This is a genomic window from Micromonospora sp. WMMA1976, assembly GCF_027497335.1.
Classification (GTDB): Bacteria; Actinomycetota; Actinomycetes; order Mycobacteriales; family Micromonosporaceae; genus Micromonospora; species Micromonospora aurantiaca.
Map to the genome: position 1 here is coordinate 5,657,046 of NZ_CP114912.1, position 24,667 is coordinate 5,681,712.

General features: G+C 73.1%; 29 protein-coding genes. 14 read left to right on the forward strand and 15 right to left on the reverse strand.

What is annotated here, in order from left to right:
• The first annotated feature begins 70 nt into the window (after positions 1-70).
• Positions 71-835 carry an SDR family oxidoreductase gene (locus tag O7546_RS26060; RefSeq protein WP_194801808.1) on the forward strand — a complete coding sequence of 255 codons (765 nt, stop codon included), beginning with the start codon at positions 71-73 and terminating at the stop codon, positions 833-835.
• On the forward strand, positions 835-1,617 hold the full coding sequence (locus tag O7546_RS26065) for a class I SAM-dependent methyltransferase (RefSeq protein WP_194801809.1): 783 nt from the start codon (positions 835-837) through the stop codon (positions 1,615-1,617). The genes O7546_RS26060 and O7546_RS26065 overlap by 1 nt, the downstream gene beginning before the upstream one ends.
• Positions 1,618-1,811: 194 nt before the next feature.
• Here O7546_RS26065 and O7546_RS26070 read toward each other — a convergent pair whose 3' ends face one another.
• Positions 1,812-2,903 (reverse strand): UDP-N-acetylmuramate dehydrogenase, encoded by a 1,092-nt coding sequence (locus tag O7546_RS26070; RefSeq protein ID WP_194801810.1) that lies wholly within the window; start codon positions 2,901-2,903, stop codon positions 1,812-1,814.
• A 70-nt stretch (positions 2,904-2,973) separates the two neighbouring features.
• Here O7546_RS26070 and O7546_RS26075 point away from each other — a divergent pair, with 70 nt between their 5' ends.
• The 7 genes from O7546_RS26075 to O7546_RS26105 all read left to right on the forward strand — a co-directional run bounded on the left by O7546_RS26075 (position 2,974) and on the right by O7546_RS26105 (position 10,463).
• Positions 2,974-3,729 carry a maleylpyruvate isomerase family mycothiol-dependent enzyme gene (locus O7546_RS26075; RefSeq protein ID WP_269697722.1) on the forward strand — a complete coding sequence of 252 codons (756 nt, stop codon included), beginning with the start codon at positions 2,974-2,976 and terminating at the stop codon, positions 3,727-3,729.
• A gap of 178 nt (positions 3,730-3,907) precedes the next feature.
• A complete protein-coding gene (locus O7546_RS26080) occupies positions 3,908-5,215 on the forward strand; it encodes an extracellular solute-binding protein (protein WP_121683308.1) in 1,308 nt (435 codons plus the stop codon).
• Between the two features lie 70 nt (positions 5,216-5,285).
• Entirely contained in the window at positions 5,286-6,275 is a 990-nt protein-coding gene (locus O7546_RS26085) for a sugar ABC transporter permease (RefSeq protein ID WP_194801812.1), read from the forward strand.
• Positions 6,272-7,105: a carbohydrate ABC transporter permease gene (locus tag O7546_RS26090; protein WP_121683310.1), complete on the forward strand. Its 834-nt coding sequence runs from the start codon at positions 6,272-6,274 to the stop codon at positions 7,103-7,105. The genes O7546_RS26085 and O7546_RS26090 overlap by 4 nt, the downstream gene beginning before the upstream one ends.
• Positions 7,102-8,469, forward strand: a complete 1,368-nt coding sequence (locus O7546_RS26095) for a GH1 family beta-glucosidase (protein WP_194801813.1) — start codon at positions 7,102-7,104, stop codon at positions 8,467-8,469. The genes O7546_RS26090 and O7546_RS26095 overlap by 4 nt, the downstream gene beginning before the upstream one ends.
• A gap of 19 nt (positions 8,470-8,488) precedes the next feature.
• Positions 8,489-9,496, forward strand: a complete 1,008-nt coding sequence (locus O7546_RS26100) for a LacI family DNA-binding transcriptional regulator (protein ID WP_194801814.1) — start codon at positions 8,489-8,491, stop codon at positions 9,494-9,496.
• 61 nt (positions 9,497-9,557) lie between these two features.
• Positions 9,558-10,463, forward strand: coding sequence for a GNAT family N-acetyltransferase (locus O7546_RS26105; protein WP_194801815.1), 906 nt, complete (start codon positions 9,558-9,560; stop codon positions 10,461-10,463).
• Here O7546_RS26105 and O7546_RS26110 read toward each other — a convergent pair.
• A complete protein-coding gene (locus O7546_RS26110; protein ID WP_194801816.1) occupies positions 10,456-10,974 on the reverse strand; it encodes an O-acetyl-ADP-ribose deacetylase in 519 nt (172 codons plus the stop codon). The two genes, O7546_RS26105 and O7546_RS26110, sit on opposite strands and share 8 nt — an antisense overlap.
• Position 10,975: 1 nt before the next feature.
• Positions 10,976-11,767, reverse strand: coding sequence for an EI24 domain-containing protein (locus O7546_RS26115; RefSeq protein WP_194801817.1), 792 nt, complete (start codon positions 11,765-11,767; stop codon positions 10,976-10,978).
• Positions 11,768-11,807: 40 nt separating this feature from the next.
• Between O7546_RS26115 and O7546_RS26120 the strand changes: the two genes are divergently transcribed.
• Entirely contained in the window at positions 11,808-12,800 is a 993-nt protein-coding gene (locus O7546_RS26120) for a YafY family protein (RefSeq protein WP_194801818.1), read from the forward strand.
• On the opposite strand, the gene O7546_RS26125 is transcribed toward O7546_RS26120, so the two are convergent.
• On the reverse strand, positions 12,791-13,705 hold the full coding sequence (locus tag O7546_RS26125) for an SDR family oxidoreductase (protein WP_269697724.1): 915 nt from the start codon (positions 13,703-13,705) through the stop codon (positions 12,791-12,793). The genes O7546_RS26120 and O7546_RS26125 overlap by 10 nt on opposite strands.
• Before the next feature lie 76 nt (positions 13,706-13,781).
• Between O7546_RS26125 and O7546_RS26130 the strand changes: the two genes are divergently transcribed.
• Positions 13,782-14,453 carry a nucleotidyltransferase domain-containing protein gene (locus O7546_RS26130; RefSeq protein ID WP_194801820.1) on the forward strand — a complete coding sequence of 224 codons (672 nt, stop codon included), beginning with the start codon at positions 13,782-13,784 and terminating at the stop codon, positions 14,451-14,453.
• 5 nt (positions 14,454-14,458) lie between these two features.
• Here O7546_RS26130 and O7546_RS26135 read toward each other — a convergent pair whose 3' ends face one another.
• The 5 genes from O7546_RS26135 to O7546_RS26155 all read right to left on the reverse strand — a co-directional run bounded on the left by O7546_RS26135 (position 14,459) and on the right by O7546_RS26155 (position 17,871).
• Positions 14,459-15,196 carry an alanyl-tRNA editing protein gene (locus O7546_RS26135; RefSeq protein ID WP_194801821.1) on the reverse strand — a complete coding sequence of 246 codons (738 nt, stop codon included), beginning with the start codon at positions 15,194-15,196 and terminating at the stop codon, positions 14,459-14,461.
• A gap of 11 nt (positions 15,197-15,207) precedes the next feature.
• The gene (locus tag O7546_RS26140) at positions 15,208-16,095 is read right to left on the reverse strand and encodes an alpha/beta hydrolase (RefSeq protein ID WP_194801822.1); all 888 of its coding nucleotides are present in this window, start codon (positions 16,093-16,095) and stop codon (positions 15,208-15,210) included.
• Positions 16,092-16,406: a DUF2516 family protein gene (locus tag O7546_RS26145; RefSeq protein WP_013288803.1), complete on the reverse strand. Its 315-nt coding sequence runs from the start codon at positions 16,404-16,406 to the stop codon at positions 16,092-16,094. Before O7546_RS26145 ends, O7546_RS26140 begins: the two co-directional genes overlap by 4 nt.
• Positions 16,407-16,477: 71 nt before the next feature.
• Positions 16,478-17,230 carry a hypothetical protein gene (locus O7546_RS26150; protein ID WP_269697725.1) on the reverse strand — a complete coding sequence of 251 codons (753 nt, stop codon included), beginning with the start codon at positions 17,228-17,230 and terminating at the stop codon, positions 16,478-16,480.
• Positions 17,227-17,871 carry a helix-turn-helix transcriptional regulator gene (locus O7546_RS26155; RefSeq protein WP_281600132.1) on the reverse strand — a complete coding sequence of 215 codons (645 nt, stop codon included), beginning with the start codon at positions 17,869-17,871 and terminating at the stop codon, positions 17,227-17,229. Before O7546_RS26155 ends, O7546_RS26150 begins: the two co-directional genes overlap by 4 nt.
• Before the next feature lie 113 nt (positions 17,872-17,984).
• Between O7546_RS26155 and O7546_RS26160 the strand changes: the two genes are divergently transcribed.
• The gene (locus tag O7546_RS26160) at positions 17,985-18,782 is read left to right on the forward strand and encodes an alpha/beta hydrolase (protein ID WP_194801825.1); all 798 of its coding nucleotides are present in this window, start codon (positions 17,985-17,987) and stop codon (positions 18,780-18,782) included.
• 111 nt (positions 18,783-18,893) lie between these two features.
• Here O7546_RS26160 and O7546_RS26165 read toward each other — a convergent pair whose 3' ends face one another.
• The 4 genes from O7546_RS26165 to O7546_RS26180 all read right to left on the reverse strand — a co-directional run bounded on the left by O7546_RS26165 (position 18,894) and on the right by O7546_RS26180 (position 22,416).
• Positions 18,894-19,874, reverse strand: a complete 981-nt coding sequence (locus O7546_RS26165) for an asparaginase (protein WP_194801997.1) — start codon at positions 19,872-19,874, stop codon at positions 18,894-18,896.
• A 73-nt stretch (positions 19,875-19,947) separates the two neighbouring features.
• Entirely contained in the window at positions 19,948-20,790 is an 843-nt protein-coding gene (locus O7546_RS26170; protein ID WP_194801826.1) for a 3-keto-5-aminohexanoate cleavage protein, read from the reverse strand.
• A gap of 112 nt (positions 20,791-20,902) precedes the next feature.
• Positions 20,903-22,012: a folate-binding protein YgfZ gene (locus O7546_RS26175; protein ID WP_194801827.1), complete on the reverse strand. Its 1,110-nt coding sequence runs from the start codon at positions 22,010-22,012 to the stop codon at positions 20,903-20,905.
• Positions 22,009-22,416 carry a Fur family transcriptional regulator gene (locus tag O7546_RS26180; protein ID WP_194801998.1) on the reverse strand — a complete coding sequence of 136 codons (408 nt, stop codon included), beginning with the start codon at positions 22,414-22,416 and terminating at the stop codon, positions 22,009-22,011. Before O7546_RS26180 ends, O7546_RS26175 begins: the two co-directional genes overlap by 4 nt.
• A gap of 92 nt (positions 22,417-22,508) precedes the next feature.
• On the opposite strand from O7546_RS26180, the gene O7546_RS26185 reads away from it, so the two are divergent.
• Positions 22,509-23,372: an aminotransferase class IV gene (locus O7546_RS26185; protein WP_269697727.1), complete on the forward strand. Its 864-nt coding sequence runs from the start codon at positions 22,509-22,511 to the stop codon at positions 23,370-23,372.
• Positions 23,373-23,456: 84 nt separating this feature from the next.
• On the opposite strand, the gene O7546_RS26190 is transcribed toward O7546_RS26185, so the two are convergent.
• Both O7546_RS26190 and mtfM read right to left on the reverse strand, forming a co-directional pair.
• Positions 23,457-24,047 carry an FABP family protein gene (locus O7546_RS26190; protein WP_026268511.1) on the reverse strand — a complete coding sequence of 197 codons (591 nt, stop codon included), beginning with the start codon at positions 24,045-24,047 and terminating at the stop codon, positions 23,457-23,459.
• Between the two features lie 55 nt (positions 24,048-24,102).
• The gene (mtfM, locus tag O7546_RS26195) at positions 24,103-24,207 is read right to left on the reverse strand and encodes a small membrane protein MtfM (RefSeq protein WP_013288813.1); all 105 of its coding nucleotides are present in this window, start codon (positions 24,205-24,207) and stop codon (positions 24,103-24,105) included.
• A 23-nt stretch (positions 24,208-24,230) separates the two neighbouring features.
• On the opposite strand from mtfM, the gene O7546_RS26200 reads away from it, so the two are divergent.
• Positions 24,231-24,593 carry a DsrE family protein gene (locus O7546_RS26200; RefSeq protein ID WP_135242222.1) on the forward strand — a complete coding sequence of 121 codons (363 nt, stop codon included), beginning with the start codon at positions 24,231-24,233 and terminating at the stop codon, positions 24,591-24,593.
• Positions 24,594-24,667 lie beyond the last annotated feature (74 nt).

A 24,667-nucleotide genomic window follows, 5' to 3' on the forward strand; every position in this document is an offset into this window, starting at 1 on the left:
TTTCCGCCGGGTCCCGGGCGTGACGGACCTCATCCCGCCGACCGGCCCGGCGACGGGAGACAATGTCCGGATGACTTCAGTCGCCATCGTCACCGGGGCGTCCAGCGGGATCGGCGCGGCCACCGCCCGCCGGCTCGCCGCCGAGGGATTCCACGTGCTGGCCGCCGCCCGGCGTACCGACCGGCTGGCCGCGCTGGTCGCCCAGATCGAGTCGGCCGGCGGCGCGGCGACAGCGGTGGCCTGCGACGTGACCTCGGACGAGTCGGTGGCCGGACTGGCCGCCGCCGCCGAGGCCGCCCCCGGGCCGGTAACGCTGCTGGTGAACAACGCCGGCGGCGCCCGCGGCCTGGACCCGGTCGAGACCGCCGACGTGGGCGACTGGCAATGGATGTACGACGTCAACGTGCTCGGCACGCTGCGCGTCACCAAGGCGCTGCTCCCGGCGCTGGAGCGCTCCGGCGCCGGCACGGTCGTGATCGTCAGCTCCACCGCCGGGCACGTGGTCTACGAGGGCGGCGGCGGCTACACGGCCGCCAAGCACGCGCAGACCGCGATCGCCGGCACGCTCCGGCTGGAACTGTGCGGGCGCCCGGTCCGGGTGATCGAGATCGACCCCGGCATGGTGAAGACCGTGGAGTTCGGCCTGGTCCGCTTCGGCGGTGACACCGACCGGGCCGAGGCGGTCTACGCCGGAGTCGCCGAACCGCTGGTGGCCGACGACGTCGCCGACTGCGTCGCCTGGTGCGCGACCCGCCCGCACCACGTCAACATCGACCAGCTCGTGGTCCGCCCGCTGGCCCAGGCCGCGCAGCACAAGGTGCACCGGACGTCCTAATGGAGCGTCCGCTCGGCGTGGCCACCCGGGGCACGACGAACCCCAACCGGCTCCGGCGGGTGGACAACTGGATCGTCGAGACCTGCGGCGACGCGCTGCGCGCCGCCGCCGACCCGCTCGTGGTCGACCTCGGCTACGGCGCCACCCCGGTCACCCCCGTCGAGCTGCGCGCCCGGCTGGCCGCCGGGGTCCGCGCCGACGTGCGGGTGGTCGGCCTGGAGATCGATCCGGTACGCGTCGCCGCCGCCCTGCCCGCCGCCGACCCGCCCGGGCTGACGTTCGCCAGGGGCGGCTTCGAACTGGCCGGGCTGCGTCCCGCGCTGGTACGGGCGTTCAACGTCCTCCGCCAGTACGACGAGAGCGAGGTGGCCGACGCCTGGCGTACCGTCACCGGGCGGCTCGCGCCGGGCGGACTGCTGGTCGAGGGCACCTGCGACGAGCTGGGCCGGCTCGGCTCCTGGGTGCTGCTCGACGCCACCGGCCCGCGCACCCTCACCCTGTCGGCGAAGCTCACCACGCTGGAGAGCCCGGCCACGCTCGCCGAGCGGCTGCCGAAGGCCCTGATCCACCGCAACGTGCCGGGTGAACGCGTCCACGACCTGATCGAGGCGCTGGAGCAGGCGTGGCGCTCGGCCGCCGGTTACGCCCCGTTCGGCCCCCGGCAGCGCTGGCTGCGGACGGTCGAGGCGGTGAAGGAGTCAGGCTGGCCGATCCAGGACACCCCGCGCACGTGGCGCCACGGCTACCTGACGCTCCCCTGGCCCGCCGTGGCCCCCCGCTAACCCGCGCCGCCCCTGCCCCCCCCGCCCGCCACCCGCCCCTCTCGGCGAGCCCTGACGAGGTCTCCCTCGGGCGCGTTGATCTTGCACTGGCCGCGCCGGCAGAACGGGTCAACACGCCCGCACCGAGGGCCGGAAGTACAAGATCGCGGGGGTGAGGCGGGCGGGGGCCAGGGCGAGGGCGAGGGCGAGGGCGGTCAGATGGTGCAGTTGATGAGGACGGGCTCGGGGTGGAGGGTTACGCCGAACCGGGACTGGACGCCGTCGCGGATCTCGCGCGCCAGCGCCACCAGGGCGGCCGTACTGGCGGTGCCGGAACGGTTCGTGAGCGCCAGCGTGTGCTTGCTGGAGATGGCGACGCCCTCCGGGCCCGCGTACCCCTTGCCGAACCCGGCCTTGTCGATCAGCCACGCCGCGCTGACCTTCACCGCGCCGTCGGCACCAGGCCAGTGCGGCGGCTCCCCCACGTCGGCGGCGCGTTCCCGCATCTGCTCGAACACCTCGCCCGGCAGCACCGGGTTGGTGAAGAACGAGCCCACCGACCAGGTGTCCGGGTCTGCCGGGTCGAGCACCATGCCCTTGCCGGCGCGCAGCTTGCGCACCGTGGCGCGGGCTTCGGCGAGCGGCACCCGGTCGCCCACCTCGACGCCGAGCGCCCGGGCCAGTTCGGCGTAGCGGACCGGGCCGGACAGCGGGGACCGGGTGAGCCGGAAGTCGACGGTGAGCACCACCCAGCGGTCGCTGTACTTGAAGATGCTGCCCCGGTAGACGAACCCGCAGTCCGCCGCGGCGATCCGCACCACCTCGCGGCGGGTACGGTCGTACGCCTCGACGGCGACGATCGTCTCGGCGACCTCCTGGCCGTACGCGCCGACGTTCTGGATCGGGGTCGCGCCGGCCGAGCCGGGGATGCCGGAGAGGCACTCCAGCCCGGACCAGCCGCGCTCGACGGTGGCGGCGACGAGGTCGTCCCACGGCTCGCCGGCTTCGACACGTACCGTGACGGTGTCGCCGTCCTCGGCGACGGCCCGGAACCCCCGGGAGCGGACGAGCACGACGGTGCCGGGGAAGCCCTGATCGCCGATCACGACGTTGCTGCCGCCGGCCAGCACCAGTACGGCCTGCTCGCGGGCTTCCGCTTCCTGCACCTTCAGCACGATCTGGGTGGCGTCCTCGGCGGTCTCCAGCCGCCCGGCGGGTCCGCCGAGCCGGAGCGTGGTGTAGCGCGCCAGGGTGGCCGGATCGGTCGGTTCACCGGCAGTAGCCGGTTCGGCGTAGACGTCTGACACGCCTTTCACCCTAGGCTGAGGGGTAGCCGGAGCACCCACTGGTGGCCCGGTCACCCCCGGGAGGATGGCGATGAGCAGACTGCACCACACGAAGGACTTCTGGATCGGCGCGCTGCGCACGGAGGGCCCCGCCTTCGCCACGGCGGTGGCCGAGGCGCCGCCCGAGACACCCGTGCTGTCCTGTCCCGGCTGGACTGTCACCGATCTCGCTCATCACCTGACCCGCGCGTACGTCTGGGTGGGCACCGTGCTGTCCACGGGCGGCACCACGCGCCCGGAGCGGCACGACCCGGAGCCGCCGGCGGGTCTGACCGCGGCGCAGTGGTACGCGCAGGAGTACGAGCGGATCACCGCGCTGCTGGAGGCGACGGATCCGGAGGCGCCGGCCTGGAACTTCGCGCCCCAGCCGAAGAAGGCGGCCTTCTGGCCGCGCCGGATGGCGCACGAGACGGCCGTGCACCGCTGGGACGCCCAGCTCGCGATCGGTGCGGGTGATCCGATCGAGGCGAAGCTCGCGGCCGACGGGGTGAGTGAGGTGCTGGACACGTGGCTGCCGGCGGGACGGCGGGTGCAGCCCGGGCAGTGGCGCGGCGTGGTGCAGCTGAACGCGACCGACGCGGCACAGGAGTGGTACCTGCGGTTGCGGGGTGAGGGGGTCGCGCTGCTGGACACCGCGACGATCCTCGACCACGACGACCACCGCGCGCGGGCGCAGGTGTCGGGTACGGCGAGCGATCTGCTGCTGGCGCTGATGGGCCGGATCAGCTTCGACGCGCTGGACGTGGCGGGCGACCCGGCCCTGCTGGGGGGCCTGCGGGTCGGCTGACGACGGGCACCGGGCGGAGAGGGGCGGAGGCCGCTCCTCTCCGCTTCTTTTCGGACCGCTCTGAGAGCGCTCTCTTGACAAGGTCCGGGACCCTCCACCACGCTGTCGTGAGAGCGCTCTCTTAGTTCCGGAACCGCCTTCCACCACCCGTTTCGACGACCCGAGAGGTCAGGACAGCATGCTCACCTTCACGCGCCGCCGCCTGGCGGCGGTTGCAGTGGTCGCCGCCACCGCGCTGCTCGGCACCACCGCCTGCGGCGGCGGCGACGATGCCGCCGCCGACGGGCCGATAACGCTCACCGTCGACGTCTTCGGCCAGTTCGGTTACGCCGATCTCTACCAGGAGTACATGGCCAGCCACCCCGGCGTGAAGATCGTCGAGCGCGGCACCGGCGGCAACCTCGACGAGTACTCCCCGAAGCTCACCCAGTGGCTCGCCGCGGGCAAGGGCGCCGGTGACGTGGTCGCCATCGAGGAGGGCCTGCTCGTCGAGTACAAGGCCAACCCGCAGAACTTCGTCAACCTGCTCGACCACGGCGCGGCCGACCTGAAGGGCAACTTCCTCGACTGGAAGTGGAACCAGGGGCTCACCGCCGACGGCAAGCAGCTCATCGGCCTCGGCACTGATGTCGGCGGCATGGCGATGTGCTACCGCACCGACCTGTTCGCCAAGGCCGGCCTGCCCACCGACCGGGAGGCGGTCTCCAAGCTCTGGCCCACCTGGCAGGACTACATCAAGGTCGGCGAGCAGTTCACCGCGAAGAAGACCGGCGCGTCGTTCCTGGACGCCGCGACGAACACGTTCAACACGATCCTGCTCCAGACCGCCGGCAACAGCAGCGGCTACAGCTACTACGACACCGGCAACAACCTGGTCGTCGGCAGCAACCCGGCGGTGAAGCAGGCGTACGACACCACGATGGACATCATCGACTCGGGGCTGTCCGGCAAGTACGGCTCCTGGTCCGAGGAGTGGGTGTCGGCGTTCAAGCAGTCGAAGTTCGCCACCATCGCCTGCCCGGCCTGGATGACCGGCGTGATCGAGGGCAACGCGGGCGCGGGCGCCAAGGGCAAGTGGGACATCGCCCAGATCCCCGGCAACGGTGGCAACTGGGGCGGCTCGTTCCTCGCCGTGCCGAAGCAGAGCAAGCACCAGGCCGAGGCGATCGAGCTGGCCAAGTTCCTGACCAGCGCCAAGGGTCAGATCGGCGCGTTCAAGGCGAAGGGTCCCCTGCCCTCCTCGCCGCAGGCGCTGGAGGACCCGGCGATCATCGACTCGAAGAACGCCTACTTCTCCGAGGCGCCGGTCGGGAAGATCTTCGCCGAGGGCGCCAAGAGCCTGAAGCCGGTCTACATGGGACCGAAGAACCAGGCCGTACGCACCGAGGTCGAGAACGCCGTCCGCAGCGTCGAGCTGGGCAAGCGCTCACCGGAGCAGGGCTGGACCGACGCGGTCGCCAACGCCGAGAAGGCCGCCGCCAAGTAACCCGAGCAGCGCGTGCGGGCGGCCACCCGGCCACGGGGGCCGCCCGCACGGCGGAAAGGAGTCCCGGGTCATGGCCGTCCAGCTCGACGCCCGCCCGCCGGTCGCACCGGCACCCCGCCCCACCCGTCCCGGCCTGGGCAACCGGCTCAGCCGACTCGACACGAAGTACTCGCCGTACCTGTTCATCGCCCCGTTCTTCCTGCTGTTCGGCGTCTTCGGGGCGTACCCGCTGGCGTACACGTTCTGGGTCTCGCTGCACGACTGGGACCTGCTCGGCGCCGAGCACCCGTTCATCGGCTTCGACAACTACACCCAGTTGCTCGCCGACTCGGACTTCTGGCACTCGGTGGTCAACACGCTGGGCATCTTCGTGATCTCCACGGTGCCCCAGCTGCTGGCCGCGCTCTGGCTGGCCAACCTGCTCAACCGGCAGCTGCGCGCCCGTACCACCTGGCGGATGGCGGTGCTGATCCCGAACGTCACCTCGACCGCCGCCGTGGCGATCGTGTTCGCGGTACTGTTCGGCCGCGAGTTCGGCATGATCAACTGGCTGCTCGACCACGTCGGGATCAACGCGATCGACTGGAAGGCGAACCGGTTCGCCGCCTGGGTCGCCATCTCCACGATGGTCGACTGGCGCTGGACCGGCTACAACGCGCTGATCTTCCTCGCCGCCATGCAGGCCATCCCCCGCGACCTGTACGAGTCGGCGTCGATCGACGGCGCCGGCCGGGCCCGGCAGTTCTGGTCCATCACGGTGCCGCTGCTCAAGCCGACGATCATCTTCGCGGTCATCATCTCCACCATCGGCGGCCTCCAGCTCTTCACCGAGCCCCGGATGTTCAACTCCGGCACCAACGCGATCCGCGGCGGACCGCTGCGCGAGTCGCAGACGGTGACCATGTACATGTTCGAGAACGCCTTCGCACCGCACTACAACTTCGGCTACGGCTCCGCCGTCGCCTGGCTGCTGTTCGCCCTCATCGCCGTGGTCGCGGCGATAAACGTCCTGCTCCTGCGCCGGCTCGGCGGCGGCTCCCGCAAGGAGGTCTCCCGATGACCCGCCTCTGGTCGGCCAGCCGGCTCACCTACCTGGCGCTGACGCTCTCCGCCGTCCTGTCGATCTTCCCGATCTACTGGATGTTCGTGGTGGCCAGCCGGACCAGCGACACGATGGGCCAGGTGCCGCCGCCGCTCACCCCCGGCGGCAACCTCGGCGCCAACATCGCCCGGCTGTTCGACAACACCGACGCGTACTTCCTGACCGGCCTGATCAACTCGGCGATCGTGGCCACCACCGTCACGATCTCGGTGGTGTTCTTCTCCACGCTGGCCGGGTTCGCGTTCGCCAAGCTGCGCTTCCGCGGGCGCAACGCGCTGCTGCTGGTCATCGTCGCCACCATGATGGTCCCCACCCAGCTCGGCGTGATCCCGCTCTACCTGCTCATGACGAAGCTGAACTGGAACGACCGGCTGCCCGCCGTGATCGTGCCGGCGCTGGTCACCGGCTTCGGCGTGTTCATGATGCGCCAGTACGCCGGCCAGGCCGTGAGCACCGAGCTGATCGAGGCGGCCCGGATGGACGGCTGCAACACCGCGCGGATCTACTGGAACGTGGTGCTGCCCGCGCTGCGCCCGGCCGCCGCCGTCCTCGGCCTGCTCACGTTCATGACCACCTGGAACGACTTCCTGTGGCCGTACGCGGTGCTGAACGACCCGGAGAACCCGACTGTCCAGCTGTCGCTGCGGGCCCTCTCCGACGGGTACTACCAGGACATGTCGCAGGTGTTCACCGGCACGGCCATCGCCACGCTGCCGCTGCTGCTGGTGTTCGTCGTCTTCGGCCGCCAGATCATCGGCGGGATCATGGAAGGTGCGGTCAAGGCATGAGCAACGTCCGATTCCCGGAGGGCTTCGTCTGGGGCGGGGCCACCGCCGCGTACCAGATCGAGGGCGCCGCCCGCGACGACGGTCGCGGCCCGTCGATCTGGGACACCTTCAGCCGTACGCCGGGCGCGGTGTTCGCCGGCCACACCGGCGACGTGGCCTGCGACCACTACCACCGGTACGCCGAGGACGTCGCGCTGATGGCCGAGCTGGGGCTGCGGGCGTACCGGTTCTCGGTGTCCTGGCCCCGGGTGCGGCCGGACGGCACCGGCCCGGTCGAGCCGCGCGGGCTGGACTTCTACGACCGGCTGACCGACGCGCTGCTGGACGCCGGCATCGACCCGATCGTCACGCTCTACCACTGGGACCTGCCGCAGGCGCTGGAGGACCGGGGCGGCTGGACGGTACGGGAGACCGCCGAGCACTTCGCCGAGTACGCGCTCGCCGTGCACGGCCGCCTCGGCGACCGGGTCCGCACCTGGACCACGCTCAACGAGCCGTGGTGCTCGGCCTACCTCGGGTACGGCTCCGGGGTGCACGCGCCGGGACGCCGCGACGCCGGTGACGCGTTCCGCGCCGTACACCATCTGCTGCTCGGCCACGGCCTGGCGGCGCGGGCGCTGCGCGCGGCCGGCGCGGAGACGCTCGGGATCACGCTCAACCTGGCCGACGTGCAGCCGGCGGACGCGGGCAGCGCCGCCGACGCCGAGGCGGTCCGGCTGGTCGACGGCCTGCACAACCGGATCTTCCTGGACCCGCTCACCGGCGGCGGCTACCCGGCGGACGTGCTGGCCCACGTCAGCCGGATCGTCGCGCCGGACTTCGTCAGGGACGGGGACGAGAAGCTGATCGCCGCGCCGCTGGACCTGCTCGGCCTGAACTACTACGCGCCCACCTACGTGGCCGGGCGTGCGGGCGGCGCAGGCGGCGACGCGTACCCGGGGACCGCCGGGACCGTCGAGTTCCTGCCGCCGGCCGGGCCGCTGACCGACATGGGCTGGTCGATCGAGCCGGCCGGGCTGACCCGGCTGCTGGAACGCGTGGCGGCCGACTGTCCCGGGCTCCCCCTGATGATCACCGAGAACGGCGGGGCGTTTCCGGACACCGACGTCGACGAGCAGGGCGGGGTTGCCGACGCCGACCGGGTCGCCTACCTCGACGGGCACCTGCGCGCCGCGCACGAAGCCATCGCCCGCGGCGTGGACCTGCGCGGTTATCTCGTATGGTCGGTGCTGGACAACTTCGAATGGGCCGAGGGTTACCGGAAGCGGTTCGGGATCGTCCACGTCGACTACCTGACCCAGCGGCGCACACCAAAGCACAGCGCCCGCTGGTACCAGGAGGTGATCGCCCGGAACGGGCTGTGACGAGGTGGTGGTTACGGGGATGACGACGGCACAGCGACCGACCCTGGAGGCGGTGGCCCGGCTGGCCGGCGTGTCCCGGGCCACCGTCTCCCGGGTGGTGAACGGCTCGACCACAGTCGCCGAGCCGATCCGGCAGGCGGTACGCCGGGCGGTCGAGGAACTCGGGTACGTCCCGAACCTCGCCGCCCGCAGCCTGGTCACCCAGCGGACCGACTCGGTGGCGCTGGTGCTGCCCGAGGCGGCCACCCGGGTGTTCTCCGACGACCAGGTGTTCCCGGGCATCATCCGGGGCGCGGCACAGGAGCTGGAGGCGGCGGACAAGCAGCTCGTGCTGATGCTCGCCGGTTCGCCGGCCGGGCACGAACGGGTCGAGCGGTACACCACCGGGCGGCACGTCGACGGGGTGCTGTTCGCCTCGCTGCACGGCGAGGACCCGCTGCCCGGCCGGCTCGCCCGCCTCGGCATCCCGGTGGTGTGCAGCGGGCGGCCACTCGACGGCGCCGACGTGCCGTACGTGGACGTCGACCACGAGGGCGGCGTGAGCACAGCCGTCCAGCACCTGATCGCAAACGGGCGGCGGCGGATCGCCACCATCGCCGGGCCGCAGGACATGGTCGCCGGGATCGAGCGGCTGATCGGCTACCGCAGCGCGATCACCGACGCCGGGCTGCCGGAGCTGGTCGCGTACGGCGACTTCACCCGGGAGTCCGGCACCGCCGCGATGCGCGAGCTGCTCGCCGCCGACCCGGAACTGGACGCCGTGTTCGCCGCCTCCGACCTGATGGCGCACGCCGCCCTGCGGTCGCTGCGGGAGGCCGGGCGGCGGGTGCCCGAGGACGTGGCGGTGATCGGGTTCGACGACATCGAGACGGCCGCGTACACCGAGCCGCCGCTGACCACGGTGCGGCAGCCGATAGTGGAGCTGGGCCGGTCGATGACCCGGCAACTGCTGCGCATCGCCGCGGGCGAGCAGGTCGAGCAGGCGCTGGTGCTGCCGACGGAGCTGGTGCTGCGCGAGTCCGCGTGATCATCCGGTCGCGCTGATTATCCGGTCGCGGGCGGGCGGCGGCGGGGCTAGGGTCCGCCGGATGAGTGGAGCCGAGATCCGTCCCGCCCGCCCCGACGACGCGCCCGCCGTGGTGGCGTTGCGCGCGCTCGTCTTTCCCTATCTGGTGCGCGGAGTCGAGTCGACCCGCCGCATGATCGCCGAACCACCGCCCGGCGAGGACTGGGCCGGCTGGGTCGCCGAGGCGGACGGGCAGATCGTCGGCTGGGTGTCGGCGTACCGCAACACGCAGACCTCGACACCGGGCGTGGGCGAGATCGCCCTGCTGCACGTGCATCCGGAGCACCGCCGCCAAGGCGCCGGCACCGCGCTGTTCGACACCGCGCTCGGTCACCTGCGGACGCTCGGGACCACCCGGGTGCTCACCCACGCGCGCACCGAGTCGCTGCCGTTCGCGCAGCGGCACGGCTTCACCGCCAGCCGGGAGTTGCGCTACTCGGCGCTGGACCTAACCACCGCCCCGCCGATGCCGCAGCCGCCGCCGGGCGTACGGCTGGTGTCCGCCGCCGGGCTCGACCCGCGCCAGGTGCACCGGGTCGACGCCGAGTCGTCCCGGGACGAGCCGGGGGACGTGCCGACGGACGCGCTCGGCTTCGACCTGTGGCGGCACGAGTGCTGGGACAACCCGGGGCTGGACCGGGAGGCGAGCACGCTCGCCGAGGTGGACGGGGAACTGGTCGCGCTGAGCCTGGTCAAGCGGGACGGCGACCGGATGTGGTCGGACTTCACCGGCACGCTGCCCGCGTACCGGGGACGCGGGCTGGCCCGGCTGACCAAGCAGGCCGCGCTGCACGCCGCCGCCGCTCGCGGGGTACGGACCGCGTACACCTCGAACGACGAGGCGAACGCGCCGATGCTGGCGGTGAACGAGCGGCTCGGCTACCGGGCGGTGGACAGCCAGTGGTCGTGCCGGCGCAAACTCATGTGAGCCCGGCGGCCACCCGCACCGCCGTCGCGTACGTGTCGGCGCCGAACAGCACCAGCCGGGCCTCGGTGACGTGCGCCGGGGTGGCCGCGTGCAGCACGGTGAGCGCCTGCGCCACCGCGTCCTCGACCGGCCAGCCGTAGATCCCGGCGGAGATCAGCGGGAACGCGACCCGTGTCGCGCCCAGCCCGTCGGCGATGCGCAGGCTGTTGGCGTAGCAGTCGCGCAGCAGCGCCGAGCGGTCCTCGCGCGGCGAGAAGACCGGCCCGACCGTGTGCACCACCCAGCGGGCCGGCAGGTTGCCGGCGGTGGTGGCGACGGCCTGGCCGGTGGGCAGCCCGCGCGGGTAGCGGGAGGCGCGCAGCGCCTCGCACTCCTCCAGGATCGCCGGCCCGCCCCGGGCGTGGATCGCGCCGTCGACTCCCCCGCCGCCGAGCAGCGACGAGTTCGCGGCGTTGACTATCGCGTCGACCTGCTGCGCGGTGATGTCCCCCTCGATCAGGACGGTGTCCATCTCAGCTCTCCTCGACGGGCTGGCCCAGCGAGCGGCGGGCCAGCAGCGCGGCCCCGGCGACGGCGGCCGGCATGACCAGCACCGCGCCGAGCGGGATCAGGAAGCACAGGAAGACCGCCACCCCGAAACCGAGCGCGGTTGGGCGGTCGGCCCGCAGCCGCGCCCGCCGGTCCGGCAGCCGCATCCCGCGCCGGTAGAACGGCGCGCCGACCAGCTCCAGCGCCAGGAACCAGCCACCCACCAGGGCGCCGACCACCGGGACCACCGTCTGTCCCACCACCGGGATGAAACCGGCCGCGAACAGGGGTACGCCGATCAGCGCGGACAGCGCCACCAGGCGCAACGAGTCGGCGACGCTGCGCCGCAGCGAGGACCAGAGCGGCACGTCCACCGCGCCGGGGGTGCCGCCGAGGCGGTCCTCGACCCGCTCCGAGATCGCCTCGTAGAACGGGTCACCGATGACGAGCGTGACGGCGGTGAACGTGAGCACGCCGACCAGCCCGGCGACCCCGACCACCGCCAGCCCGGCGGCGACCCGCAGCAGCCCGCGCCAGGGCGACGACCAGTCGTCGGCGAACGGGGTGAGCCAGCCCGCCAGGTCGTCGACGAAGTAGAGCAGCGTGGCGAACAGGGCCACGTAGAGCGCGCCGGTGATCAGCGCCGGGATCACGCCGAGCAGCATCAGTTTCGGGCTGCGGACGTACATGCCGAAGCCGCGCAGCAGCAGCCCGGCGCCGCCGAGGAAGCGGGTGGCCGCGCCGGTGACCGGCGCGATCGTACGGGAGGCGTTCACGACGGCACAGCCTAGTGGGCCGGTGCACCACAATGGGCCGGTGCGTGCGTCCCGGCTGATCTCGCTTGTGCTGCTGCTCCAGTCCCGGGAGACGATGACCGCCGCCGAGCTGGCACGCGAGCTGGAGGTGTCCGAGCGGACCGTCTACCGGGACGTGCTGGCGCTCTCCGCCGCCGGTGTCCCGGTGTACGCGGACCGGGGCCGGGCCGGCGGCTACCGGCTGCTGGGCGGCTACCGGACCCGGCTGACCGGGTTGAGCCGGGACGAGGCCGAGGCGCTCTTCCTGGCCGGGTTGCCCGGACCCGCAGGGGACATGGGACTTGCCGACTCGGTGGCCGCCGCCGAGCTGAAGGTGCTGGCCGCGCTGCCGCCGAGCCTGCGGGACGCGCCGGCTCGTACCGGGCAGCGGTTCCACCTGGACGTGCCCGGCTGGTTCCGGGAGACCCCGGCGCCGCCGACGCTCGCCGAGCTGGCCCGGGCGGTCTGGCGGGACCTGATGGTGGAGCTGCGCTACCGGCGCGGGGACCGGGAGGTGACCCGCACGGTTGCGCCGTACGGGCTGGTGCTGAAGAACGGGGTCTGGTACCTGGTCGGCCGGGTCGGTGACGGCTGGCGGACGTACCGGGTGGACCGGGTGGTGGCGGTCGAGGTGAGCGCCGACGGCTTCGAGCGGGACGAGGACTTCGACCTCGGCGCGTACTGGCGGGAGCAGGCCGGCGCGTTCCTGCGCGAGCTGCTGCGGGAGCGGGTGACGGTGCGCCTGGGCCCGGCCGGGTTGCGGGCGCTGCGGCACCTGGTGGACGCACCGTTCGTCTACACCGAGGCGGTGGACGCGGCCGGGCCGCCGGACGAGCAGGGCCGGCTGGTGCTGCGGCTGCCCGTCGAGTCGGTCGACGTCGCGTACGGCCAGTTGCTGGCGCTCGGCCCGGAGGTGGAGGTGCTGGCGCCGCCGCGCCTGCGGGCACGCTTCGCCGAGGCGACCCGCCGCGCGGCGGCGCTCTACACCGATCCGCCGTCCGACGGTCAGCGGTAGCCGTCCGGGTCGGCCGGCTTGCCCGGCTTGACCACCTCCTCGTAGTAGCGGGCCCAGTGCGGGCGGCTGCCGTCGACGTCGGTGAAGCCGTACACCTGGGCCAGGCCGCCGCTGTCCAGCGACTGCCCGTTCCAGCGGGCCCGGTCCGGGTCGGCGGCCAGGGCGGCGACCGCGCGGCCGACGAACGCCGGCGTCTCCGACATGACGAAGTGCGGTTCGGTAGTCGCGGCGTCGCGCCAGTTGGACTCGGTGACGCCGTAGTGTTCCAGCATCGCCTCCGAACGCAGCCAGCCCGGCGTGAGCGCGACGGCGGTGCAGCCGTGCGGGGCCAGTTCGTGCGCCTGGCTGAAGCCGAGCCGGTTCACCGACACCTTCGCCAGGTCGTAGAAGACCGACAGGCGGTACTCCCTGTCGTTGTGCTCCTTGGTGCCGTCGCCGACCTCGACGACCAGGCCGCCCGGGTTGCGGATCAGCAGCGGCAGCGCGAAGTGGCTGGTGATGATGTGCGTGTCGACGGCCAGCCGCAGCGTGCGGAAACCGGCGTCGAGCGGCTGCTCCCAGACCGGCTTCTCCCAGGTGATCAGCGGGTCCGCGCCCCAGACGTCGTTCACCAGCACGTCGAGGCGGCCCTGCTCGGCGTCGATCCGCCCGACCAGGGCGCGTACCTGCTCGGGGTCGAGGTGGTCGACGGCGACGGCGATGCCGGTGCCTCCGGCTGCCGTGACCAGCTCGGCGGTCTCCTCGATCGTCTCCGGCCGGTCCATCTCGGAGCGGCGCTCCCGGGTGGTGCGGCCGGTGGCGTAGACGGTGGCCCCGGCGGCGCCGAGCTGCACGGCGATCTGCCGGCCGGCGCCCCGGGTCGCGCCCGCGACGAGCGCGACAGTTCCGGTCAGTGGTGAGTTCATGGGATCACCGTGTCAGCGATACCTGACAGCGGAAGTCCGGTTTCCCGAACGAATCGGATAAGCGATCATCACCGGTATGCACCTGCTGCTGTCCGGGATCGTCGGCTCGGTCGCGTACGGGCTGGCCGGTCCCGGCTCGGACACCGACCGGATCGGCGTGTTCGCCGCGCCCACAGTGGCGTTCCACGGCCTGCGCGCGCCGCGCGAGTCGGTGGTCACCACCGATCCGGACGTCACGCTGCACGAGGCCCGGAAGTACGCGCTGCTGGCGCTGAGCGGCAACCCGACCGCCACCGAGCTGATGTGGCTGCCCGAGGACTGCTACGAGACCCGTACCGGGTTCGGTGAGGAGCTGATCGCGATCCGCTCGGCGTTCCTCAGCGCGCCCCGGGTCCGCGCCGCCTACCTCGGGTACGCCTCGCAGCAGTTCCGCAAGCTCGCCACCCGCTCGGCGGACAGCGGCGGCCGGCGGCGCTCGGCGAAGCACGCCCGGCACCTGGCCCGGCTGCTGCACCAGGGCCGGACGCTGTACGCGACAGGCGTGCTGGAGATCCGCCTCGCCGATCCGGAGTGGTTCCGCACGTTCGGCGAACGGGTCGCCGGTGGCGCGCTGGACGAGGCGCAGGCCCTGGTGGCGGCCGCCGAGGCGGAGTTCGGCCGGATCCGCTCACCGCTGCCGGAGCGCCCGGACGAGGAGACGGTGGAACGCTGGCTGCTCGCCGTCCGGGCGGCGTACCTGCCGCGCTGAGCGGGTCAGTCCGCCAGGCGTACGCGTACCCGGCGGTTGGCCCGCCCCTTGCTCTCCACCTTGACCACCTGGACCTTGCCGATCTGGGCGGTGGAGGCGACGTGCGTGCCGCCGTCTGCCTGCACGTCCAGCCCGACGATGTCGACGATCCGCACCTCCTGCTCCTCCGGCGGGATCAGGTTCGACTGGGTACGGATGATGTCCGGCAGGGCGAGCGCCTCGGCGCGCGGCAGCACCCGCACCGCCACCGACCGGTCGGCGGCCACCTCGGCGTTCACCAGTTCCTCGATGCGGGCCTTGAAGTCCGGCGGCACCTCGGGGAGGTTGAAGTCCATCCGCGCCTCGCCCGGCTCCATGTTGCCGCCGGTGACGAGCGCGCCGAAGTCGCGGAACACCACGCCGCAGAGCACGTGCAGGCCGGAGTGGGTACGCATCAGCATGGTCCGGCGGGCGTCCTCCACCGCGCCGGCCACCTCGGTGCCGACCGGCGGCACCGGATCACCCTCGGCCGGGATCAGCCACAGGTCGTCGCCCTTGCGGGTTCCGACGATCCGGGTCTGTACGCCCTGCCAGAGCAGCACCCCGTGATCCGGCGGCTGCCCGCCGCCACCGGGGTAGAACGCGGACCGGTCCAGCACGATGCCCTGCTCGGAATCGGCCTCCAGCACCCGGCAGGTCCACTCGCGCAGGGTCGGGTCGGCGAGGTCGAGCCGGTGCGTACGGCCGTGGTGTGTGACGCCCATGGTGGCCGACGTTACCCGTTCAGGAACTCCGAGACGCGCTCCCGCAGGTCGGCGCGCTCCGTCCAGAGGACGCCGGGGCGGTCGTACACGTGCAGTGTGGCGTTCGGCAGCGCGGCGGCGAGCCGCTCGGCCACGGCGACCGGATGCAGGTCGTCCTCGGCGGCGGCGATGACCAGGGCCGGCGCGGTGACCGCGGCGAGCGACCCGGCGTCGTCGAGCGGGGCCTGGGCGGGCAGGTCGGCCAGCCCCGGCGCGAGCCCGTCGCGCAGCAGTTGATCGAGCCGCTGCCGCAGGTACGCCCACCCGGCCGGGGTGTTGCGCACCGACGGCGGCAGTTCCAGCGACACCGCGTCGGCCAGTGCCGAGGCGTCGCCCTCGGCCACCGCGTCGAGCAGGCCGGTGAGCCGGGCGCGGGCCACCTCGCCGCGCGGTGTGTCCAGCACGGCGGGCAGGAAGAAGACGAGCCTCTCGAAGCGTTCCGGGCTCTCCGCGAGCAGCCGGCAGAGCGCGCCCGCGCCGAGGCTGGCACCGAACGCCCGGGTCGCGCCGCTCAGGTCCGCCATCGCGCGCAGGTCACGGGCGAGGTCCAGGTAGCTCCACCGCCCGGGCGGGGAGTCGGAGCGCCCGTGCCCGCGGAACTGGAAGAAGATGCGCCGCCCGGCGACGCCGCTGCCGAACGGGCGCGTGGTGGCGATGCCGCTGCCCAGCCCGTGCGCGAACACGGTGACCGGGTCACCGGTGCCGGTGACCAGTCGTTCCAGGCTCACCCCGTGCGGGGTGGCGACCAGCTCCGTCTCCGGCTCGGGCAGCGCGGGCCGCCCGGTCCGGGGCGCGCCGGGGCCGGGCCCCCAGGTGCGGGGACCGCCGTCCGGCGGCGGGGGCCAGCGGAAACCTCTCACCAGGACCCTCGGCCGTCGTGCAGATCCCGCAGGCCGGGCCGCACGTCGAGCAGGTAGATCAGACCGGCCGCGATGCCGATCAGTCCGAACAGGCTGATCGGGCCGAAGCCGAGCAGGGTCAGCAGCAGGCAGACCGCCAGAATGGCGACCCAACCGCCCTTGGGCAGCGTGCCGAGCGCGGCGAAACCGTCGCCGCGCTGGGTGACCGCGTGCACCAGCGCCACTCCCTGTACGACCAGGGCGAAGACGAGCAGGATCAGCTGGATCACGTCTTGGACTGCGAACGCGAAGATCGGCGCGGCGATGGCCATGGGGGCAAGCTTATGCCGAGACCCCGGAAACGTCCGACAAGACGTTGTCCGGGGTCCGGTGGAGCATCAGGTCACTCGGCGGCCGGGCGGGTCCGCTTCGTGGCCTTCGGCAGCTTCGCCGACGGGGTGGCCGGCTTGGTCGCCTTGGTGGCGGTCGTCTTGGCGGCGGCCTTGGTCGCGGTCGCCTTGGTGGCGCGGGTGCGCTTCACCGCGGCCGGCTTGGCGGCCACCGCCTCGGCCACCTCGGCCGGGGTGGGCACCTCGGTCGTCGCGGCGGCCTTCGGCGCGGTCTCCGGCTTCGCGGTGATCTCGGTCTTCGGGGCGACCTCGGTGCCGGTCGCCGCGGTGGCCTCGATGTCGGCGTTCACCGTGTCGGCGGCCTCCAGCACGCCGGCGCCGACGACGCGCTCACCGCGGGCGACCAGCTCGGCGTACGCGGCAAGCGCGCGCTCCTGCGCGGCGTGCGCCCCGGCCACCACGACGGCGGCGTTGCGGGTGGCGGCCTCGCGGAGCTTGTCCAGGTTCGCCGCCTCGCGGAGCTTCTCCAGGTTGGCGGCCTCGCGCAGCTGGTCGAGGTCGGTGGCGACGGCGCGCTCGCGCAGCCCGGTGGCGGTCTGGTTGGCGGTCTTCAGCGTCTCGGTGGCCTTCTGGCGCAGCTCGAAGCCGGTGACGACGGCCTTGCCGCCGAGGTCGGTCACGACCCGGGTGCCGAGGCCGCTGACCACGGTGGGCAGCTTGCGCAGCTGCTCCAGGGCCAGCTCGCCGGCGCCGGCGGCGGCGTAGAGGGGTGCGGGGATGCGGTTGGTCTTCGGCTGGGTGGTCATGACTGCTCCTCTTCGGCCGCACCGGCGGCCTTCCGGGCCGCCCGGCGGGCGGTCGTGTCCTGCGGGGCGGCGGTGGTCGGGGCGGGCGCGGTGGTCGGGGCGGGCGCGGTGGTCGGGGCGGGCGCGGCACCCGCTTCGGTGACGGCCACCGATTCGAGGACCGCTTCGGTCGGCGTGCCCTCCGGCGTGACCGGACCGGTCGCGGCCGCCGCCACCGTCGCCGGGGCCTGCGGCGCGGCGGCCGGCTCGGTCGCGCCGGCCGTCTCCGCCGTCGTGGCCGCCTCGGTCGCCTCGGCCAGGCGGGCGTTCTCGCGCCGGAACGTCTCGTAGATCTGGGTGAGCGACTGCTTCTGGGCCATGGTCAGCTCGGGGTCGACGGCGATCGCCGCGAGCACGCCCTGGCCCTCCTTGTCGTCCAGCAGCCCGGCACGCAGGTACATCGCCGGGGTGGAGACACGAAGCGCGCTGGCGAGCTGCTGGAGCACCTCGGCACTCGGCTTGCGCAGCCCGCGCTCGATCTGGCTCAGGTAGGGATTGCTGACGCCCGCCTGCTCGGCGAGCTGGCGCAGTGAGATCTTCGCGTTGCGCCGCAGGTCGCGAATGAACCCGCCGACATCGGGAAGGTCCTTGCTGGTGGCCATGACTCAACGCTAGCTCGGTCCGCTAACTCCTGCAAGCAAAACGCTAGCCAGAGTTAGCAGGGTCACCACAGGCGGGTTGCGGAGGCCATGTCCGGTCCGTACCGTTCTCCCCCGTGACCAAGATCGATATCAACGGTGCCCGGCTCGCGTACGACGAGAGCGGCACCGGCACCGCCGTGGTGCTGCTGCACGCCGGCATCGCCGACCGGCGGATGTGGCGCGGGCAGATCCCGGCGCTCGCGCAGCGGCACCGGGTGATCGCGCTGGACCTGCGCGGCTACGGCGAGTCGGAGCTGCCGCCCGCGCCGTTCGCCCACCACGACGACGTGGTCGGGCTGCTCGACGCGCTGGGGATCGAGCGGGCCGCTCTCGTCGGCTGCTCGTTCGGCGGCCGGGTCGCGGTGGACACCGCGCTCGCCCACCCGGAGCGGGTCTCGGCGCTGGCACTCTTCGGCGCCCCGGTCTCCGGCAACGAGTGGTCCGAGGAGACCGAGCAGCTCTGGGAGGAACTGGTCGGCGACGTGGACCCGGAGGACTTCGCCGCCACCGCCGCCGGCGAGGTGCGGTTCTGGGTGGTCGGCCCGACCCGCCGCCCGGAGGACGTCGACCCGGAGCTCATCCGGTTCGCCGAGGAGATGGACCGCCGCGCGCTCGCCGCCGAGCAGGCGCTGAGCGCGATCGAGGTGGGCGAGCTGGACCCGCCGGCCATCGACCGGCTGGGCGAGCTGCACGTACCGGTGCTGGTCGGCACCGGCGCCGACGACCTGGCCGACATCCGCCGCCTGGCCGACCGCATCGCCGACGAGGCCCCCCAGGGCGTACGTATGCCGGACGTCCCCGACGCGGCCCACCTGCTCCCCCTGGAGCGCCCCACCGAGACCAACGCCGCCCTCCTGCCCTTCCTCCCCTGACCTCCCCCTTTGCCCTGTTGATCTTGCACTTGCGGCCCTCGGTGTGCCCCGGGATGAGCGATTTGCCGGGGCAGCAAGTGCAAGATCGCCGGGGTGGAGGGCGGGGGCGGGTTACCAGAGAGGGCGGATGGCTCCTACCGGGAGGCCGCCGCCCAGCAGGGGTGACTCGGCGTACTCGGTCAGAACGGGGGCGCGCACGTCCAGGCGGGCCAGGGCGGACACCAGGACGGGCGTGCGGCCCCTCGCGGCGCCGTCGTCGATCTTCAGAGCCACGGCGCCGACCTCCGGGATCGCCGCCGCGATCACACCCTCCGCACCGATCTTGGCGAGCAGACCGGGTACGCCCCGCATCAGCCGGGTGTCCTCCGCCTGGGTGCCGCCTACCAACTCCGGGTACGTCCGCATCGCGTCCGCCACCGTCCGCTCGACGGTGCCCGGCTCGGCCTCGACCAGCCGCAGGAACGCCCGCGCCAGCCCGGTCAGCGAGACGGCGAGCACCGGCGCGCCGCAGCCGTCCACCCCGACCGCCGCCGCCCGCTCACCGGCGAACTCCTCGATCGTCGCGGTCAGGCACTGCTGGAGCGGGTGCTCCGGCTGCCAGTAGCCGTCCAGCGGCCAGCCCGCCGCCAGGCAGGTACGCACCATGCCGGCGTGCTTGCCGGAGCAGTTCATCAGCACCCGGGCCGGACCGCCGCCGGCCCGCAGCACCGCCTCCCGGGCGGCCTCGCCGAACGGCAGGTCCGGCGGGCAGTGCAACGCCTCCTCGGTCAGGCCGGCGTCGCGCAGCAGCGCGGTCACCCGCTCGACGTGGAACTCCTCGCCGGCGTGGCTGGCCGCGACGAGCGCGATGTCGGCCGGATCGGTGAACGGCAGGCCGGCCCGCAGCATGCCGATCGCCTGCATCGGCTTGCTCGACGAGCGGGGGAAGATCGGCGAGGTGACGTCACCGGCCCCGGCGACCGGCTCACCGGCGGCGTCGAGCACCACCACGGAACCCCGGTGGACGCCCTCCACGAAGCCGGACCGGACCACCTCGGCGAGCGGCACGCCGCCCTCGTACGTTTTTCCCACGGTATGGACGGTACCGAGCAGACGGACCCGGTCGGCGGCGGGGTGACCTGCGACGTCGACCGGGGCGGTACGGGGCCGGAGCCGGGTGCGCCGCTTACCGGACGGTAGCCGGGAGGCCGAGCAGCGTACGGGCCTCGGCGGTGGTCAGCGGAGGCCGCTGGGCGAGCTGGGCGAAGCCCACCGCCCGCGCGACGAGCTGCATGTTGGACTCCACCGGGCGGCCCTTGGCGTACGTGACCGTGTCCTCCATGCCGACCCGCAGGTGACCACCGGTCGACAGCGAGGCCAGCATCACCGGGATGGTGCTGCGCCCGATGCCGGTGGCCGAGAACGTGGTGCCCTCGGGCAGGTCGCGGAGCATCTGCTGGGCCGCCACAAGGGTCGCCGTGGTGCCGGGCATGCCACCCGGCACGCCCATCACGAAGTCGACGTGCACGTGCCCGCCGTGCGGCAGGCCGTACTTGCCGAGCAGCCGCTGCAGAGCGGTGAGGTGGCCCAGGTCGAAGATCTCGTACTCGGGGACGACGCCCCGCTCCTGCATCCGGGTGTGCAGGTCGACGATGAACTCCCACCGGTTGAGGAACACGTCGTCGCCGAAGTTGACGGTGCCCATGGTGCAGGAGGCCATGTCCGGCGCGGCGTCGAGCACCGCCAGCCGGGCCGACTCCGGGTCTGTCACCGCGCCGCCGGAGGAGAGCTGCACGATCAGGTCGGTGCTCTCCCGCAGCGCCGTCACCGTGTCGCGCAGCCGCCCCTGGTCGAGCGTGGGCCGCGCGTCGTCGTCGCGGATGTGGACGTGGATCACGGCGGCGCCGAGCGCCTCGCACTCCTTGGCGGTCAGCAGCAGCTCGTCGAGCGTCACCGGCAGCGCCGGCACCTCCGCCTTCGCCGACTCCGCGCCGGTGGGGGCAACCGTGATCAACGTCCCTGTCGTCATGCCCCGGATCCTAGACCGGCACCCGGCACCGGGTCGACCGCAGAATTTCCGGTGCGAGCGGCGCCATGAAGGGATCCTTCCGTCACCGAGGGCGTTACGAAGGGGCCCTTCCTTACCCGTCGATGGCGGCGGCGCTCTCGCCGACGAGCAGGCGAGCGTCGTCGGGCGTGTTGCGCTTCAGCACGGCGAGCGCCACCTGACCCAGCTCGAAGTGCTGCACGGCGGTGCCCACGAAGCCGACCGTCCGGCCGTCGAGCGTCACCGGCGTACCGGCGACCGGCGGCTGGTCGCTCGCCACGCCGTCCAGGTGCAGCAGGACGAGCCGGCGGGGCGGCTTGCCGAGGTTGTGCACCCGGGCGACCGTCTCCTGCCCCCGGTAGCAGCCCTTGTCCAGGTGCACGGCCGGGGCGATCAGGTCCACCTCGGCCGGGATGGTCCGGTGGTCGGTGTCCACCCCGGCCCGGGCCCGCTTGGCGGCCACCCGGATCGCCTCGTACGCCCACAGCCCGGCCACCGGCACCCCGGCACCGCGCAGCTCGGCCACCACCGCGTCCATAGCGGCCCGGGGCACGAGCAGGTCGACGCCGAGCGCCACCCGCCGGGCCCAGCCGCCGACCGGGAGCGGCTTGACGTCGTACACCACGGAGGGCCGCGCGGGCAGCTCGCCGGAACGGAACTTCGGACCCGGCACCGCTGCGACGTCGGGCGCGGCCAGCCCGGTCACGCCGAGCGTGTCGAGCGCGCCCTGCGCCTCCGGCCCGACCAGCGACAGCAGCGCGTGGTCGGCGGTGGCGTCGCGCGGGTCGACCCTGCTGAAGAACCGCATCTTCTCCAGGTATGACAGCAGGCCCTCGGTCATCCCCGGCTCGGTGTCCAGCCAGGTGGTCTCGCCGTCGTCGGCGACCATCGCGTGCTGCTCGACGTGCCCGTGCGGGGAGAGCACCAGCAGCTCGGTGCCCTGCCAGGGGGCCAGCGCGGCCAGGTGCTGGCTGGTGAGCGTGTGCAGCCAGCTGATCCGTTCCTCGCCGGGGACCGCGACCACGCCCCGGTGGGAGCGGTCGACCAGGCCCACACCGGTGGCCAGGAGCCGCTGCTCGCGCATCGGGTCGCCGTAGTGGGCGGCCACCGGGCCGACGCCCGCCGCCCGGTGGGCCGGTTCCGGCTGGTCCCGGGTCTGGTCGTCGATGGCGTCGGTGGTCACCGCGCCCGCGATGTCGATCATGTGCGTTCCCCGTCCTGTGCGCAGCGGCCGCAGACCCCGAAGAGCGCGACGTGCCCGATGTCGACCTGGAAGCCGCGCTGCTCGGCCAGCTGGTCGGCGAGCGGGCGGAGCATCTCCGGGGCGATCTCGTCGATCGCCCCGCACTCCCGGCACACCAGGTGCACGTGCTGGTGCTCGCCGGCCGCGTGGTAGGTCGGCGAGCCGTGCGACAGGTGCGTGTGCGTGACCAGGCCGAGCCGTTCCAGTAGCTCGAGAGTGCGGTAGATGGTGGTGATGTTGACGCCGGCCGCCACCTCACGGACCGCGGTGTGCACCTGCTCCGGGGTGGCGTGCCCCAGATCCAGGACGGCCTGGAGCACCAGCTGCCGCTGCGCCGTCAGCCGCAGCCCGCGCGAGCGGAGCATTTCCGCGAGGGAGGATTCGGACACCGTTCGATCATAGTTCGGCCGCCGCGCGGGCCGGCCCGCCGCCGGGGGTACGCCACTACGCTGCGCCAATGGGTACGACACGGGTGGCGGTGCTCAGCCGGGGACTCGTACCGGCGGGTGAGCCGGTGCTGCGCGGCGACGACCGGGGTGTCCTGCACGGCGACGGCCTGTTCGAGACGCTGCACCTGCGCGACGGCCGCCCCTGGCTGCTGGAGCCGCACCTGGCCCGGCTGCGGGCCGGCGCGGCGGCGATCGACCTGCCACTGCCCCCCGATGCCGCACTCGTCGAGCTGCTGGACGAGGTGCGCGCCGGCTGGCCCGCCTGGACCGAGGGCGCGTTGCGGCTGGTCTGCACGCGGGGACCGGAGGGCGGCGGGCCGCCCACGGTGTACGCCACGCTGGGCGAGGTGCCGGAGTCCGCCCGGGCGGCCCGGCGCACCGGGGTGACTGTGGCCACGCTGCCGCTCGGGGTGGCCGCCCGGTCCCGCCCTGAGCTGGGGTGGCTGCCCAGCGGTGTGAAGTCCACCTCGTACGCGCTCAGCACCGCCGCCCGGCGCTGGGCGCAGCGGACCGGCGTGGACGACGTGCTCTGGGTCTCGACCGACGGCTACGTGCTGGAGGGCCCCACCGCGAACGTGGTGTGGCTGCGCGGCGGCACGCTCTGCACGGTCCCGGCGGCGGAGACCGGCGTGCTGCCCGGCGTGACCGCCCACCACCTGCTGAGCCGGGCGGCCGAGCTGGGCCTGACCCCGGCCGAGCACCTGCCCACGGCGGCCGACCTGCACGAGGCCGAGGCGATCTGGCTGACCAGCTCGCTGCGCGGCCCGGTGGAGGTCACGTCCCTGGACGGAACCCCTCGCCCGGGTTCCCCCCTGACCCCGAGGCTGCAATCTCTCCTGAACTTCCCCCGTCCCCCACTCGGTGGATCATGAAGTTGGCGGCGTTCGTTGTCCGATTTGTCGCCGCCAACCTCATGATCGACGCGATCACACGCAGGGGAGGGGTCAGGGGCGGGGTCAGCCGGCTACGCGGGTGAGGCGGGCGGAGAGGTGCGGGCTCAGGGGCTGACCCACCGCGGCCATCTCCTGCGCGTAGAGCAGGGCGCCCTCGACGATGCCGAACAGCCGGGCTCCGGCGGTGACCTCCTTCGCCGTGGCGGTACGCACGACGGCGTCGGTGGCGAACTCGATCTGAGTGCCCTTGCGCTTGCCGATGTGCAGCTCCATCACGCCGGTCGGCGTGGTCATCAGCGCCTCCAGCTCGTCCGTCACCCGCTCACCGTCGAGCACCGGACGCCACCAGCCCACCTCACGACCGGCGGGACGGACCGGACGGCTCTGCTCGTCGAGGATCCACGCCCGCGACTCGTAGAACAGGAACGGCCTGCCGTCGTGGCTGATCCGGATCTCCTGCGCGTAGTCGAAGTCCTCGATCGTCGGGAACCCACCCCGGCCCCGGCCGCGCCACACCCCGATGTACGGCAGCAGGCCGTCCAGGCTCGGGTGCAGCTTCGGGCCGACGCGCAGGTCGTGGCTCTCCTCGTACGGGTACTCCTCGACCGGCGGCGCGTTCAACCACGGCGGCTGAAGCGGATTCTCACTATTCACAGCGCCACCTTCGTTCGCGACTGCGGGGCTCGCAAAACCGGCTCTCTCCTCGCGCTCACCATTTACCTCTAGCGATTCGCACTGCGACATAGACCAGGCCACCGGCGAGCGCGCCCAGGCCGGCGACCAGCAGGCTGACGAACCCGATCTCGGTAACCATCCGGACCATCCTATGCTGGCGTCATGGCGCGCACTCTCGTCGTCAAGGCCACCGCCGGCGCGGACTCACCGGAACGCTGCGCCCAGGCGTTCACAGTCGCCTCCACCGCAGCCGCAGCCGGGGTGGACGTGTCGCTCTGGCTCACCGGTGAATCCACCTGGTTCGCACTGCCCGGGCGGGCGGAGACGTTCGAGCTGCCGCACTCGGCGCCGCTCGGTGAACTGCTGCACGTGGTCCTGACCACGGGCCGGGTGACCGCGTGCACCCAGTGCGCGGCCCGGCGGGACATCGGACCGGGCGACGTCATCCCCGGCGTACGCATCGCGGGCGCCGCGGTGTTCGTCGAGGAGGCGATGGCCGAGGGCGCGCAGGCGCTCGTCTACTGAGCGGGCCCGCCCGGGTCGTCCACTCTGACCGGTGAGCCGATCCTGGCCCGACATGTCCGGATTACGCCTACCAT

Coding starts and splice junctions, on each gene's coding strand:
- O7546_RS26135 (WP_194801821.1), bottom strand. CDS start 15,196: ATGGGCGTCACACACCACGGCCGTACGCACCGGCTCGACCTCGCCGAC.
- O7546_RS26060 (WP_194801808.1), top strand. CDS start 71: ATGACTTCAGTCGCCATCGTCACCGGGGCGTCCAGCGGGATCGGCGCG.
- O7546_RS26185 (WP_269697727.1), top strand. CDS start 22,509: ATGGGTACGACACGGGTGGCGGTGCTCAGCCGGGGACTCGTACCGGCG.
- O7546_RS26085 (WP_194801812.1), top strand. CDS start 5,286: ATGGCCGTCCAGCTCGACGCCCGCCCGCCGGTCGCACCGGCACCCCGC.
- O7546_RS26065 (WP_194801809.1), top strand. CDS start 835: ATGGAGCGTCCGCTCGGCGTGGCCACCCGGGGCACGACGAACCCCAAC.
- mtfM (WP_013288813.1), bottom strand. CDS start 24,207: ATGGTTACCGAGATCGGGTTCGTCAGCCTGCTGGTCGCCGGCCTGGGC.
- O7546_RS26100 (WP_194801814.1), top strand. CDS start 8,489: ATGACGACGGCACAGCGACCGACCCTGGAGGCGGTGGCCCGGCTGGCC.
- O7546_RS26110 (WP_194801816.1), bottom strand. CDS start 10,974: ATGGACACCGTCCTGATCGAGGGGGACATCACCGCGCAGCAGGTCGAC.
- O7546_RS26105 (WP_194801815.1), top strand. CDS start 9,558: ATGAGTGGAGCCGAGATCCGTCCCGCCCGCCCCGACGACGCGCCCGCC.
- O7546_RS26145 (WP_013288803.1), bottom strand. CDS start 16,406: ATGGCCATCGCCGCGCCGATCTTCGCGTTCGCAGTCCAAGACGTGATC.
- O7546_RS26180 (WP_194801998.1), bottom strand. CDS start 22,416: ATGCTCCGCTCGCGCGGGCTGCGGCTGACGGCGCAGCGGCAGCTGGTG.
- O7546_RS26155 (WP_281600132.1), bottom strand. CDS start 17,871: ATGGCCACCAGCAAGGACCTTCCCGATGTCGGCGGGTTCATTCGCGAC.
- O7546_RS26170 (WP_194801826.1), bottom strand. CDS start 20,790: ATGACGACAGGGACGTTGATCACGGTTGCCCCCACCGGCGCGGAGTCG.
- O7546_RS26075 (WP_269697722.1), top strand. CDS start 2,974: ATGAGCAGACTGCACCACACGAAGGACTTCTGGATCGGCGCGCTGCGC.
- O7546_RS26175 (WP_194801827.1), bottom strand. CDS start 22,012: ATGATCGACATCGCGGGCGCGGTGACCACCGACGCCATCGACGACCAG.
- O7546_RS26080 (WP_121683308.1), top strand. CDS start 3,908: ATGCTCACCTTCACGCGCCGCCGCCTGGCGGCGGTTGCAGTGGTCGCC.
- O7546_RS26150 (WP_269697725.1), bottom strand. CDS start 17,230: ATGACCACCCAGCCGAAGACCAACCGCATCCCCGCACCCCTCTACGCC.
- O7546_RS26090 (WP_121683310.1), top strand. CDS start 6,272: ATGACCCGCCTCTGGTCGGCCAGCCGGCTCACCTACCTGGCGCTGACG.
- O7546_RS26200 (WP_135242222.1), top strand. CDS start 24,231: ATGGCGCGCACTCTCGTCGTCAAGGCCACCGCCGGCGCGGACTCACCG.
- O7546_RS26125 (WP_269697724.1), bottom strand. CDS start 13,705: ATGAACTCACCACTGACCGGAACTGTCGCGCTCGTCGCGGGCGCGACC.
- O7546_RS26130 (WP_194801820.1), top strand. CDS start 13,782: ATGCACCTGCTGCTGTCCGGGATCGTCGGCTCGGTCGCGTACGGGCTG.
- O7546_RS26095 (WP_194801813.1), top strand. CDS start 7,102: ATGAGCAACGTCCGATTCCCGGAGGGCTTCGTCTGGGGCGGGGCCACC.